General features: G+C 72.8%; 12 protein-coding genes. 9 read left to right on the forward strand and 3 right to left on the reverse strand.

Annotation, left to right across the window (positions count from 1 at the left end; genetic code table 11):
* Window positions 1-49: 49 nt before the first annotated feature.
* Both purB and ASD19_RS01000 read right to left on the reverse strand, forming a co-directional pair.
* Complete coding sequence (gene purB, locus ASD19_RS00995; RefSeq protein WP_055988207.1) at window positions 50-1,432, reverse strand: adenylosuccinate lyase; 1,383 nt, start codon at window positions 1,430-1,432, stop codon at window positions 50-52.
* Window positions 1,429-1,944: a low molecular weight protein-tyrosine-phosphatase gene (locus tag ASD19_RS01000; RefSeq protein WP_055988209.1), complete on the reverse strand. Its 516-nt coding sequence runs from the start codon at window positions 1,942-1,944 to the stop codon at window positions 1,429-1,431. The genes purB and ASD19_RS01000 overlap by 4 nt, the downstream gene beginning before the upstream one ends.
* 133 nt (window positions 1,945-2,077) lie before the next feature.
* Between ASD19_RS01000 and ASD19_RS01005 the strand changes: the two genes are divergently transcribed.
* Together ASD19_RS01005 and ASD19_RS01010 are read left to right on the forward strand one after the other, a co-directional pair.
* Window positions 2,078-2,344, forward strand: a complete 267-nt coding sequence (locus ASD19_RS01005; protein WP_055987893.1) for a hypothetical protein — start codon at window positions 2,078-2,080, stop codon at window positions 2,342-2,344.
* A complete protein-coding gene (locus ASD19_RS01010) occupies window positions 2,344-3,636 on the forward strand; it encodes an alpha/beta hydrolase (protein ID WP_055987895.1) in 1,293 nt (430 codons plus the stop codon). The genes ASD19_RS01005 and ASD19_RS01010 overlap by 1 nt, the downstream gene beginning before the upstream one ends.
* 13 nt (window positions 3,637-3,649) lie before the next feature.
* Here the strand turns inward: ASD19_RS01010 and ASD19_RS01015 are convergent, their stop codons facing one another.
* The gene (locus tag ASD19_RS01015; protein ID WP_055987897.1) at window positions 3,650-4,045 is read right to left on the reverse strand and encodes a phage holin family protein; all 396 of its coding nucleotides are present in this window, start codon (window positions 4,043-4,045) and stop codon (window positions 3,650-3,652) included.
* Window positions 4,046-4,111: 66 nt separating this feature from the next.
* On the opposite strand from ASD19_RS01015, the gene ASD19_RS01020 reads away from it, so the two are divergent.
* The 7 genes from ASD19_RS01020 (at window position 4,112) to ASD19_RS01050 (ending at window position 11,869) form a co-directional block, all read left to right on the forward strand.
* Window positions 4,112-5,227, forward strand: a complete 1,116-nt coding sequence (locus ASD19_RS01020) for a histidinol-phosphate transaminase (RefSeq protein ID WP_055987899.1) — start codon at window positions 4,112-4,114, stop codon at window positions 5,225-5,227.
* Window positions 5,224-6,372 (forward strand): thiamine pyrophosphate-dependent dehydrogenase E1 component subunit alpha, encoded by a 1,149-nt coding sequence (locus ASD19_RS01025; RefSeq protein WP_230667622.1) that lies wholly within the window; start codon window positions 5,224-5,226, stop codon window positions 6,370-6,372. The genes ASD19_RS01020 and ASD19_RS01025 overlap by 4 nt, the downstream gene beginning before the upstream one ends.
* 2 nt (window positions 6,373-6,374) lie before the next feature.
* The gene (locus ASD19_RS01030) at window positions 6,375-7,364 is read left to right on the forward strand and encodes an alpha-ketoacid dehydrogenase subunit beta (RefSeq protein ID WP_055987900.1); all 990 of its coding nucleotides are present in this window, start codon (window positions 6,375-6,377) and stop codon (window positions 7,362-7,364) included.
* A 56-nt stretch (window positions 7,365-7,420) separates the two neighbouring features.
* Complete coding sequence (locus ASD19_RS01035) at window positions 7,421-8,746, forward strand: dihydrolipoamide acetyltransferase family protein (RefSeq protein WP_055987902.1); 1,326 nt, start codon at window positions 7,421-7,423, stop codon at window positions 8,744-8,746.
* A 322-nt stretch (window positions 8,747-9,068) separates the two neighbouring features.
* The gene (locus ASD19_RS01040) at window positions 9,069-10,064 is read left to right on the forward strand and encodes a metal ABC transporter solute-binding protein, Zn/Mn family (RefSeq protein WP_055987905.1); all 996 of its coding nucleotides are present in this window, start codon (window positions 9,069-9,071) and stop codon (window positions 10,062-10,064) included.
* 66 nt (window positions 10,065-10,130) lie between these two features.
* Entirely contained in the window at window positions 10,131-10,955 is an 825-nt protein-coding gene (locus tag ASD19_RS01045; protein ID WP_230667620.1) for a metal ABC transporter ATP-binding protein, read from the forward strand.
* 23 nt (window positions 10,956-10,978) lie between these two features.
* A complete protein-coding gene (locus ASD19_RS01050; RefSeq protein ID WP_055988213.1) occupies window positions 10,979-11,869 on the forward strand; it encodes a metal ABC transporter permease in 891 nt (296 codons plus the stop codon).
* Window positions 11,870-11,877 lie beyond the last annotated feature (8 nt).

Genomic DNA, 11,877 nt, shown 5'->3' on the forward strand with positions numbered 1-11,877 from the left:
CGCACTCTTCCTTGCGCCGCGTCAGGCTGGCTCGGGGTGACCGCCCGGATCAGAGCTTGGAGCGCGTGAGCTGCTCGGCCAGGCCGCTGTAGGTGGCGGGCGTCAGCTCGAGCAGGCGCTGCTTGGCCTCGTCGCCGATCTCCAGGCCGCGCACGAACTCGGCGAGGTCCTCGGCCCCGACGCGGCGGCCGCGGGTCAGCTCCTTGAGCAGCGCGTACGGGTCCCGGATGGTCGAGCGGCCGGCCGTGACCTCCGCGCGCACCACGGTCTGGATCGCCTCGCCCAGCACCTCCCAGTTCGCGTCGAGGTCGGCCAGCAGCACGTCGCGCGACAGCGAGATCTCGCCCAGCCCGCGCGTGAGGTTGTCGAGCGCGAGCAGCGAGTGCCCGAACGCGACGCCGATGTTGCGCTGCGTGGTCGAGTCGGTGAGGTCGCGCTGCAGGCGCGAGGTGACGAGCGTCTGCGCGAGCGACGAGAACAGGGCCGACGCCAGCTCGAGGTTCGCCTCGGCGTTCTCGAACCGGATCGGGTTGATCTTGTGCGGCATGGTCGACGACCCGGTCGCACCCGCGACGGGGATCTGCGCGAAGTAGCCGAGCGAGATGTACGTCCAGATGTCGGTCGCCAGGTTGTGCAGGATGCCGCCCGCGTGGCGCACGCGGTCGTACAGCTCCACCTGCCAGTCGTGCGACTCGATCTGCGTCGTGAGCGGGTTGAACGTGAGGCCGAGCGACTCCACGAACTCGCGCGCCACGTTCGGCCAGGCGACCTGCGGGGCCGCGGCGAGGTGCGCCGACCAGGTGCCGGTCGCTCCGCTGAACTTGCCGAGGTATTCGCCGGACTCGATCTGGGCGAGCACGCGCTCGAGGCGCCACACGAACACGCCGAGCTCCTTGCCCATCGTCGTGGGCGTCGCCGGCTGGCCGTGCGTGCGCGACAGCATCGGGGCGTCGGCGTGCTCGAGCGCCAGCTCGCGGAGCTTCTGGATGACCGCCTTGTAGGCGGGCAGCCACACGTCGGCGACCGCGCGCTTGACGATCAGCGCGTACGCGAGCGAGTTGACGTCCTCGCTCGTGCAGCCGAAGTGCGTGAGCTCAGCGATCCGGTCCAGCCCGAGCCGGCTCAGGCGATCGCGCACCAGGTACTCGACGGCCTTGACGTCGTGGCGCGTGATCGCCTCGCGCTCGGAGAGCCAGTCGATCTCGGCCTGGCCGAACGCCAGATACAGCGCGCGCAGCTGGTACTTCTCGTCCTGCGACAGCGGGGTGGTGCCGAACAGCGAGTGGTTGGTGAGCGTGATGAGCCACTCGACCTCGACCTCGACGCGGGCCCGGTTCAGGCCCGCCTCCGACAGGTACTCGCCCAGGGGCGAGACGGCGGCCTTGTAACGGCCGTCGAGGGGGCTCAGGGGCTGGGCTGGCAGAACGGTCAGGAGAGTCCTCCGGTTCGAGGCGGACGGATCGCGGGTTCGAGCTGGCGAAACAGCGCCCGGCTGGCGCTCTCGATCATACCGAGCACGTGGTCGAACATCCCGTCGTCCGCGTAATAGGGGTCCGGCACATCCGGGCCCGGGGCGGACGGATCGAACGACAGCAGCAGCAAGATGCGGTCGCGATGCCCGGGGTCGTGCGCCCACTGCCGCAGGATGCGCTCGTGGCTGCGATCGAGCGCGACCACGAGGTCGTTGTCGTGGAACGCCTCGACGCTGAACTGCCGCGCCCGGTGGGTCGAGCCGTCATAGCCGCGCCGGCTGAGCGCGGCGAGCGTGCGGCCGTCGGCCCGCTCGCCGACGTGCCAGTCGCCGGTGCCCGCGCTGGTGGAGAGCACACGGTCGGCCAGGCCGGCGCGCTCGGCGAGGTCGCGGAAGACCACCTCCGCCATGGGCGACCGGCAGATGTTCCCCGTGCACACGAACACGACGCGGAAGGGGTCCTGACCGGGCATGCCGACCATTCTGCCGCTCCGACGGACCGCGCGTGAGTGCCATCGTCCGTCCACAGCGGCCGTCCGTCCGGGCTTGTGCCGCTCGGGCCGCGGGCGCCCTCGCGGCAGGCTCGCGACGCGGCACGGTGGGGGCATGGCGCACATCCCCGGCTACGACCTGGCCGCCCGTGCGTGCGAGCACCTCGCGGCGGCCCGGGCCGAGGTCGAGGCCGGGGCGGCGGCGCTCGCCGCGGGACGTGACGCGACCGCGTGGGAGTCCGACGCGGCGGGGCGGTTCCAGGTGGCGGCCGAGGAGCACCGGCGCCGCGCGGTCGCGCTCGCCGAGCGCTGCACGACAGCGTCGGCCGGGCTGCGCTGGGAGGGCATGGTCCACGCGAGCGGGGCCGGGCAGGAGGGGTGATGCCGCTGGACATCGGGTCGGGATCGGTCGTCGCGGTCGACACGCGGTCGCTGCGCGACGCCGCCGCGCGCTTCGACGTCGCCGCCTCGCACTTCGACGGAGCCCGGGAGCGGGCCTGGGCCGCCGTGCACGCCACGCCGTTCCCGCTGGACCAGGGGTCGGTCGAGTCGATCGCGCGGGACGCGGCGACCGCGGCGGACGGCGCGCGGGCGATCGCGGGCGAGCTGCGCCGCATGGCCGACGTCTACGAGATCGTCGAGGCGAGGACGCGGATGTCGTTCGAGACGTCCCGCGGGCGCGAGCGGATCCAGGCCGTGCGGGCCTGGGAGGAGCGGATCCTCGCGGCCGAGGCCCGCAGCCCCGGCGCGCTCGCCGAGGCCGACCGGGTGACCCGCGAGTGGGAGCAGGACTGGGCGAAGGAGCTGCTGGCCCAGTCGTCGCTCGGCATGGACGGCATCCCGGGGTTCGTCGCGACCCTGCTGGGTGCCGCAGCCCTCGACCTGGTGCGCGGATTCGGCAGGGGCGTCGTGGGACCGGATGCGCGCCTGGTCGGGCGGGCCGACGCGGTGCGGGTCGCCGGGTACGGCACGCGCGTCGACCGGCCCGCCACGGGCGTCGCCGACGGGCTCCGGCGCATCCCCGACACGGCCCATGCGCTCATCCGGGTCGAGAAGTACACGTTCGCGGACCGGCCCGCCGAGTACGCCGTCTACGTCTCGGGCACGCGGACCCTGGCGCGCGGCGGCAGCGAGGCGCTCGACACCGGATCGAACCTCGGGGCGTATTTCGGGATGCCCGCCGCGTCATACGAGGCCGTGCGGGCCGCGCTGCGGGATGCCGGCGCGAAGCCCGGAGCGACCGTGCACGCGTTCGGGCACTCGCAGGGCGGCATGATCGCCTCGCAGCTCGCGCTCCAGCGCGAGTACCGGGTCGCGACGCTCGTGACGTACGGGTCCCCGGTCAGCGTCGTCGCGCCGCCCGACACGCTGAGCGTGACGCTCCGCAACCGCGACGATCCGGTCGGGACGGGGCTCACGCACGGCGGGGCGCCGATCGCGGGCGGAGCTCCCGGCAGCGTGGTCGTGCACGACACCCACGACCCGGGACCCGAGCTGTGGAGCCTCGGCATGGACGCGCACAGCCGCGAGTCGTACGAGCGGATGGCCGAACAGGTGGATGCCTCCGCCGACCCGCGGCTGGCCGCCGCGTCCGACCGCTTCGCCGCGCTGGCCGAGGCCGAGCGCGTCGAGTCGGTGGAGTACGCGGCCGAGCGCGCCGGCGACCCGCGCTGACGGGTCTCCGGCCTCAGTCGTCCTTCTTCTGCGGGCGCAGGACGATCCCGAACAGCCAGTTGATGACCGTGATCAGGAACGCCGCGACCACGCCCCACCAGAAGTGGCCCACCTCGAGGCCCCATCCGAACGAGCCCGTGATGACCGCGGTCAGCCACAGCAGGAAGCCGTTCACGACGAGCGAGATCAACCCGAGGGTCAGGATGTAGAGCGGGAAGGCCACGATCCGGATCACGGTTCCGATGACGCTGTTGACGATCGCGAAGATCGCGGCCACCGCCAGCAGCGTGAGGACGAGCTGCAGGTCGCCGCCCGGGGCGAACGGGGTCACCGTCACCTGCAGGACGGGGATGAGCGTCACCACCCAGATGGCGAAGGCGTTCACGAGCACGCGGACCAGGAAGCGCATGGCCCCAGTGTGGCACCCGGCCGGCGCCACGGCATCCTCGGGACGGCGGAGAAATAGACTGCCCGCATGACCCCCGATGAGCCGGTCCTTCCGCGCATCCGCCCCGAGATCGCCGCGCTGCCCCCGTACAGGCAGGGGCGACCGGCCGACCCGAACGGGTTCAAGCTCTCGAGCAACGAGAACCCCTTCGACCCGCTGCCCGCCGTGCTGGAGGCGACGCGCGCGGCGACCGAGTTCAACCGCTACCCCGACGCGACGGCCGCGAGGCTGCGCGAGGCCCTCGGGGAGAGGTACGGCGTGGAGCCCGACGGCGTCCTGATCGGCGCCGGAAGCGTGGCCCTGCTGCAGGCGTTCATCCAGGCCGCCGCGACGGTGGGCGACGAGGTCGTCTACTCGTGGCGCTCGTTCGAGGCGTACCCCGGCCTCGTGCTGATCGCCGGCGCGTCCGGCGTTCAGGTGCCGAACCTGCCCGACGGCCGGCACGACCTCGACGCCATGGCCGCCGCCGTCACGGAGCGGACGCGCGTGGTGCTGCTGTGCACCCCCAACAACCCGACCGGGCCGATCATCACGAGCGCCGAGTTCGCGGCGTTCGTCGAGAAGGTCCCGGGCGACGTGCTCATCCTGCTCGACGAGGCGTACGCCGAGTTCGTGCGCGATCCCGACGCCGTGGACGGCCTGGGGGAGCGCGTGTTCGAGGCGCACCCCAACGTCGTGGTGCTGCGCACGTTCTCCAAGGCCTACGGCCTGGCGGCGCTGCGCGTGGGCTACGCGATCGGCCACCCGCGGGTGCTCGACGCGGCCCGCAGCACCGTCACGCCGCTGTCGGTCACGGCCCAGTCGGTCGCCGCCGCCGTGGCGAGCCTCGCGCACCAGGCGGAGATCGACGCGCGGGTCGACGAGCTCGTCGCCCGTCGCGACCGCCTCGCCGCCGGGCTTCGGGAGATGGGCTGGCCCGTGCCCGACGCGCAGGGCAACTTCGTCTGGCTGCCGTCGGACGACTCGCAGGCCGTCGCGGGCGCGTTCGACGCCGCCGGGATCATCGTCCGCCCCTTCCCCGAGGGCGTGCGCATATCGATCGGGGAGCATGAGTCTGTGGAGAAGGTCCTAGGGATCGCCCGATCCGTTGTCCCGAGTGTTCCGTCGGGTTCGGGTGGACCCGCGGATAGCGTGGAACGGTGACTTCGGCAGACGTCCCTCTGACAGAGGCTGAGACCGACCCGACCGTCCGCATCCTCGACGCGGACGGGCGCATCGCGTCGTCCGCATCGGCGGAGCGGTACCTGCCGATCGTGGACGCCCTCGGCGACGACGAGCTCGAGCAGCTCTACCGCGACATGGCGGTGATCCGGGCGTTCGACCGCCAGGCCACGCTGCTGCAGCGGCAGGGGCAGCTCGCGCTGTGGCCGCCGTCGCACGGGCAGGAGGCGGCGCAGGTCGGATCCGCGCGGGCCGCCCGCGCGCAGGACCACGTGTTCCCCTCGTACCGCGAGCACGTCGTGGCGACCATCCGCGGCGTGGACCCCGTCGACATCATCAAGCTGATGCGCGGCGTGAGCCACGGCGGCTGGGACCCGACGGACCCCAAGAACGGCAACACGCACCTGTACACGCTCGTGCTGGGCTCGCAGACGCTGCACGCCACGGGCTACGCGATGGGCATCGCGTTCGACGGCCGCCACGCGTCGGGCGACCCCGAGCGGGACGAGGCCGTCATCGTCTACTACGGCGACGGCGCCTCGAGCCAGGGCGACGTGCACGAGGCCATGGTGTTCGCCGTGAGCTACCAGACGCCGCAGGTCTTCTTCCTGCAGAACAACCACTGGGCGATCTCGGTGCCGGTCGCGACGCAGTCCCGCGTGCCGCTCGCCGACCGGGCCCGCGGGTACGGGATGGAGAGCATCCGGATCGACGGCAACGACGTGCTCGCGAGCTACGCCGTGTCGAAGCTCGCGCTGGACGACGCGCGTGCGGGGCGCGGTCCCCGCGCGATCGAGGCTGTGACGTACCGGATGGGCGCCCACACGACGAGCGACGACCCCACCAAGTACCGCACCAGCGACGAGGAGCGCTCCTGGGCCGAGCGCGATCCGATCACGCGCATGCGCACGTACCTGGAGGGCCGGGGGGCGTCCGAGGCGTTCTTCCAGGGCGTCGACGACGAGGCCGCCGCGTTCGCCGCGGACGCCCGCACGCGCACGACCCAGCTCGAGGCGCCGGGCCGCGACGCGATCTTCTCGCACGTGTACTCCGAGCCGCACCCGCTGATCGACGAGCAGCGCCGCTGGCTGGCCGACTACGAGGCCTCGTTCGAGGAGGGCGCGTGAGCATGGCTCCCGAGAACCTGCAGACCATGACCCTCAGCAAGGCCCTGAACGCCGGCCTGCGCGCCGCGCTCGCGGGCAGCGACCGCGTGCTGCTGATGGGCGAGGACATCGGCCGCCTCGGCGGCGTCTTCCGCGTGACCGAGGGGCTCCAGGCGGAGTTCGGCGAGCGCCGCGTGATCGACACCCCGCTGGCCGAGTCGGGCATCGTCGGCACCGCGATCGGACTCGCGATGAACGGCTTCCGCCCGGTCGTCGAGATCCAGTTCGACGGCTTCGTGTTCCCGGCGTTCGACCAGATCACCACGCAGCTGGCGAAGCTGACCTACCGTCACGAGGGCGCGCTGTCGCTGCCCGTGGTCATCCGGATCCCGTACGGCGGGCACATCGGCGCGGTCGAGCACCACCAGGAGAGCCCCGAGGCGTACTTCGCCCACACGCCGGGCCTGCGCGTCGTCAGCCCCTCGACGCCGAACGACGCGTACTGGATGATCCAGGACGCGATCTCCTCGACCGACCCGGTGATCTTCCTGGAGCCCAAGTCGAAGTACTGGCAGAAGGGCGAGGTCGACACGTCGGCGCGCGCGCTGCCGCTGCACGCGAGCCGCGTCGTCCGCAAGGGCACCGACGTGACCCTCGTCGGCCACGGCGCCATGGTGACCACGCTGCTCCAGGCCGCCGCGCTCGCCGAGGCCGAGGGCACCAGCTGCGAGGTCGTCGACCTGCGCTCGCTGTCGCCCATCGACTACGGCCCCGTCCTCGACTCGGTGCGCTCCACGGGCCGCGCCGTGGTCGTGCAGGAGGCGCCGGGCAGCGCGAGCGTCGGCAGCGAGATCGCCGCCACGATCGCCGAGCGCGCGTTCTACTCCCTGGAGGCGCCGGTGCTGCGCGTCTCCGGCTTCGACACCCCCTTCCCGCCCGCGAAGCTCGAGGGCGTCTACCTTCCCGACGCCGACCGCGTGCTGGAAGCCGTCGACCGGGCGCTCGCATACTGAGAGCGCCGCACCCGACGGATGACCCCGTCCCTCCACGACCCAGCTGATCTGAGGACCTGACGATGCAGACCTTCCATCTCCCCGACGTCGGCGAGGGCCTGACCGAGGCCGAGATCGTCTCGTGGCACGTCGCCCCGGGCGACACGGTCGCGGTCGACGACGTGATCGCCGAGATCGAGACCGCCAAGTCGCTCGTCGAGCTGCCGTCCCCGTTCGCGGGCACGGTGGGCGAGCTCCTGGTCGCCGAGGGCGACACGGTCGAGGTCGGCGCGCCCATCATCACCGTGGTCCCCGCCGACGAGACGCCGGCCGCGGCGCGCGACGCGCACGAGCCGACCGGCCCCGGTCAGCAGCCCGAGGCCGGCGGCGGCTCCGTGCTGGTCGGCTACGGCACCGGCGGCGAGGCGAAGACCCGGCGGCGCAAGAAGCCCGAGAAGCCCGTGGCGTCGTCGGTCGGCGTGATCGCCAAGCCCCCGATCCGCAAGCTCGCGCGAGACCTCGGCGTCGCGCTCGGCGAGGTCGCCGGGTCGGGCCCGGCGGGCGAGGTCACCCGCGAGGACGTGCTCAAGCACGCGCAGCAGGCGAGCGTGTTCCGCAACATCTCGACGCCCGAGTGGCCCGCGGTGCGCGAGAAGGAGATCCCGGTCCAGGCGCCGGCCGCCGCGCCGGTCGCCGATGACGCCCGCGTCGAGGCGATCCCGGTCAAGGGCGTCCGCAAGGCGACCGCGAGCGCGATGGTCGGCTCGGCGTACTCCGCGCCGCACGTGTCGGTGTGGACCGACGTCGACGCCACCCGGACGATGGAGCTCGTGAAGCGGCTCAAGGCGTCGCCGGACTTCGCCGACGTGAAGGTGTCGCCCCTGCTGATCGTCGCGCGCGCGGTGCTGTGGGCTGCGCGCCGCACCCCGATGATCAACTCGGCGTGGGTCGACGGCGAGGACGGCGCGAAGATCCTGGTGCGCCACTACGTCAACCTCGGCATCGCGGCCGCCACGCCGCGCGGCCTGCTCGTCCCGAACATCAAGGACGCGCAGGACCTGAGCATGCGCGACCTCGCGAAGGCGCTCGAGAAGCTCACGGTCACGGCCCGCGACGGCAAGACCACCCCGGCGGACCAGCAGGGCGGCACCATCACGATCACGAACATCGGCGTGTTCGGGATGGACGCGGGCACCCCGATCATCAACCCCGGCGAGTCCGCGATCATCGCGATGGGCGCGATCCGGCAGAAGCCGTGGGTCGTCGACGGCGAGGTCCGCCCCCGCTGGGTCACGACCGTCTCGGGCTCGTTCGACCACCGCGTGGTCGACGGCGACGCCATCAGCCGCTTCGTCGCCGACGTCGCCGCCGTGCTGGAGGAGCCCGCGCTGCTTCTTGATTAGAAGCGGGTCGCGCGCTCGCGCCGACGCTCGGCGCCGGACACTCGCGAGCGAGGAACGTCGCTTCGCTGCCGTTCGGCAGCGCTTCGCGCTGCGGGGGCCGCTCCGCGGCACGCTCGCTGGGCCCCCGGCGCCGAGGCTCCGTCCGTCGCGAATGCGACGGACGGAGAAGCGCACGGGGACGCTCGCACGACGGTGGGGGCAGGACTTGCTGCCCGTCCTCATCCGTGGTCGTTGAGCGGAGGCGCGCCAGCGCCGGAGTCGAAACGGGCTGATCCCCGCGGCCGGTTTGAGAACGATTCTCATTACGCGTAGGGTGGAGGGCATGCTGCTTCGCCGTGCCCTTCCTCTGACCTTCCTCGCCGCCTCCGGCGTCGTGCTCGCCGGCTGCGCGTCAACGTCGGGCGAGGGCGCGGAGTCCGCCCCGATCGTCGCGTCCACCAACGTGTACGCGTCGATCGCGCAGGCGCTCGTGGGCGACGCGGCCGAGGTGACGGCCGTCATCGACGACGCGACGCAGGATCCGCACTCGTACGAGGCGAGCGCCCGCGATCGGCTGACGGTGCAGGGCGCCACCCTCGTGATCGAGAACGGCGGCGGCTACGACCCGTTCATGGACGACCTCCTCGGCGGCGACGCCGTCGTGATCGAGGCCGTCTCGTTCTCGCACGACTACCCCGGCGCCGAGAGCGAGGAGGAGGCGCACGCCGAGGACGAGCACGCCGGCGAGACCGAGGAGGAGCACGCGGAGCACGCGGAGGACGAGCACGCGGAGCACGCCCACATCGAGGGCTTCAACGAGCACGTCTGGTACCACCCGCACACGATGGTCGACCTGGTCGAGGGCCTGGCCGAGGAGATCGAGCACGAGCTGCCTGACCTCGTCGACGCCGAGGCGCTCGCCGCGAACCGCGACGCGCTGATCGCCGACCTCGAGGCGCTCGAGGCGCGGCTCGAGTCGCTCTCCGCGACGCACGAGGGCGAGGGCGTGTTCCTGACCGAGCCCATCGGCGGCTACCTCGCGGCCGCGGCCGGCCTCGCGGACGTCACGCCCGAGGGCTTCGCCGAGTCGGTCGAGGAGGGGCAGGACGTCGCCCCCGCCACGCTGCTCGAGGCGACGCGGGTGGTCGAGTCGGGAGAGGTCGCGGTCGTCCTCGCGAACGCGCAGACCGGCGGTGCCGAGACCGACCGGGTGATCGAGACGGCCGAGGCCGCAGGCGTGCCGGTGGTCGAGCTCAGCGAGCTGCTCGCCGACGACCAGACCTACATCGAGTGGATGACCGCCAACGTCGACGCCCTCGAACAGGCGCTCTCCTCCTGAGGCGCACCCTCGCCTCGGCGCTTCGCGCCGAGAACGATTCTCATGACCAGGGATAGGCTTGTCGCCATGTCCGCGCCCGTGCTCGAGATCTCCGGCGCAGCCCTCCGGCTGCGCGGGCGCGAGCTGTGGTCGGGGCTGGATCTGTCGGTGAAGCCGGGCGAGTTCGTCGCCGTGCTGGGACCGAGCGGATCCGGCAAGACCACGCTGCTGCGGTCGATCCTCGGCCTGCAGGAGCTCAGCGCCGGCGACATCCGCGTCGGGGGATCGCCCGTGCGCCGCGGCGACCGGCGCATCGGCTACATCCCGCAGCAGCGACCGCTGCCGCCGGGCACGAGCCTGCGCGCCCGCGACCTGGTCTCGCTCGGCATCCAGGGCCCGCGCTTCGGACTGCCCGTGCCGCGCCGCGGTGACCGGGAGCGCGTCGACGCGCTGCTCGCCGGGGTGGGCGCGACCGCCTACGCCGATCGCCCGGTGGGCCTCCTCAGCGGCGGCGAGCAGCAGCGGCTGCGCGTGGCGCAGGCCCTGGCCGACCAGCCGACGCTGCTGCTGTGCGACGAGCCGCTGTCGAGCCTCGACCTCGCCAACCAGCAGGCCGTCACCGCGATCATCGACCGCGAGCGGCACGAGCGCGACGCGGCCGTGCTGTTCGTGACGCACGACGTGAACCCGATCCTCGGGCACGTCGACCGCATCCTGTACATCGCGGGAGGGCGCTTCACGCTCGGCCGGCCCGACGAGGTGCTGCGCTCCGACGTGCTCACCGACCTGTACGGCGCGCCCGTCCACGTGCTGCGCGCCGGCGGCCGGCTGGTCGTCGTCGGCGTGCCCGACGCGGACGACCACTGCGACGTGCCGCTCACCGCGATCGAGACCGAGGCGGGCGCGGCGTGACCGGCGCCCCGGTCGTCCCGGCGCTGGACTGGGGCGACGTCTTCTCGTTCGACGACTACGGCGCGCTGCTGCAGCTGGTCGCCAACTCCGTGATCGCGGGCGCCGTGCTCGGCATCGTGGGCGGCCTGATCGGCGTGTTCATCATGCAGCGCGACATGGCGTTCGCGGTCCACGGCGTGAGCGAGCTGTCGTTCGCCGGCGCGGCCGCGGCCCTGCTGTTCGGCGGCAGCGTGGTCGTGGGATCCCTCGCGGGCGCGGTCGCCGCGGCCGCACTCATCGGCGTCCTGGGCGCCCGGGCGCGCGACCGCAATTCGATCGTCGGCGTGCTCATGCCCTTCGGGCTCGGCCTGGGCATCCTGTTCCTGTCGCTGTACGAGGGCCGCAGCGCGAACCGGTTCAGCCTGCTGACCGGCCAGATCGTGTCGGTCTCGAGCCCGGATCTGGGATGGCTGATCGGCATCTCGCTCGTGGTGCTCGTCGGGCTGATCCTGGTCTGGAACCCGCTGCGCTTCGACTCGCTCGACGGTCAGGCGGCCGCCGCGCGCGGCGTCCCGACGCGGTTCGTCAGCCTGGTGTTCATGCTGCTGCTCGGCCTGATCGTGGCCGTCGCCGTGCACATCATCGGCGCCCTGCTGGTGATGGCGCTGCTCGTCACGCCCGCCGCCGCCGCCATGCGGGTCAGCCATGGCCCGGTCGCCGTGCCGCTGCTCGCGGCGCTGTTCGGGTTCGCGTCGGCCGTCGGAGGCATCCTGCTCGCGATCGCCGGAACGCTGCCGGTCAGTCCGTACATCACGACCATCTCGTTCCTCATCTACGTGGTGTGCCGCGTGGTCGCCTGGCGCCGGGAGCGCGCGCTGCGCGTGGCCGCCGAGGCGGCGCCGGCCGCCCAGGTTCCGGCAAGCCCCGCGCCGTAGACTCGGAC

It is taken from the genome of Microbacterium sp. Root53 (assembly GCF_001426925.1).
Taxonomy (GTDB): Bacteria; Actinomycetota; Actinomycetes; order Actinomycetales; family Microbacteriaceae; genus Microbacterium.

Excerpts from the sequence above, each read along its gene's own strand:
- ASD19_RS01045 (WP_230667620.1), top strand. The coding sequence starts at position 10,131 with ATGTCCGCGCCCGTGCTCGAGATCTCCGGCGCAGCCCTCCGGCTGCGC.
- ASD19_RS01015 (WP_055987897.1), bottom strand. The coding sequence starts at position 4,045 with ATGCGCTTCCTGGTCCGCGTGCTCGTGAACGCCTTCGCCATCTGGGTG.
- ASD19_RS01030 (WP_055987900.1), top strand. The coding sequence starts at position 6,375 with ATGGCTCCCGAGAACCTGCAGACCATGACCCTCAGCAAGGCCCTGAAC.
- ASD19_RS01020 (WP_055987899.1), top strand. The coding sequence starts at position 4,112 with ATGACCCCCGATGAGCCGGTCCTTCCGCGCATCCGCCCCGAGATCGCC.
- ASD19_RS01040 (WP_055987905.1), top strand. The coding sequence starts at position 9,069 with ATGCTGCTTCGCCGTGCCCTTCCTCTGACCTTCCTCGCCGCCTCCGGC.
- ASD19_RS01010 (WP_055987895.1), top strand. The coding sequence starts at position 2,344 with ATGCCGCTGGACATCGGGTCGGGATCGGTCGTCGCGGTCGACACGCGG.
- ASD19_RS01005 (WP_055987893.1), top strand. The coding sequence starts at position 2,078 with ATGGCGCACATCCCCGGCTACGACCTGGCCGCCCGTGCGTGCGAGCAC.
- ASD19_RS01000 (WP_055988209.1), bottom strand. The coding sequence starts at position 1,944 with ATGCCCGGTCAGGACCCCTTCCGCGTCGTGTTCGTGTGCACGGGGAAC.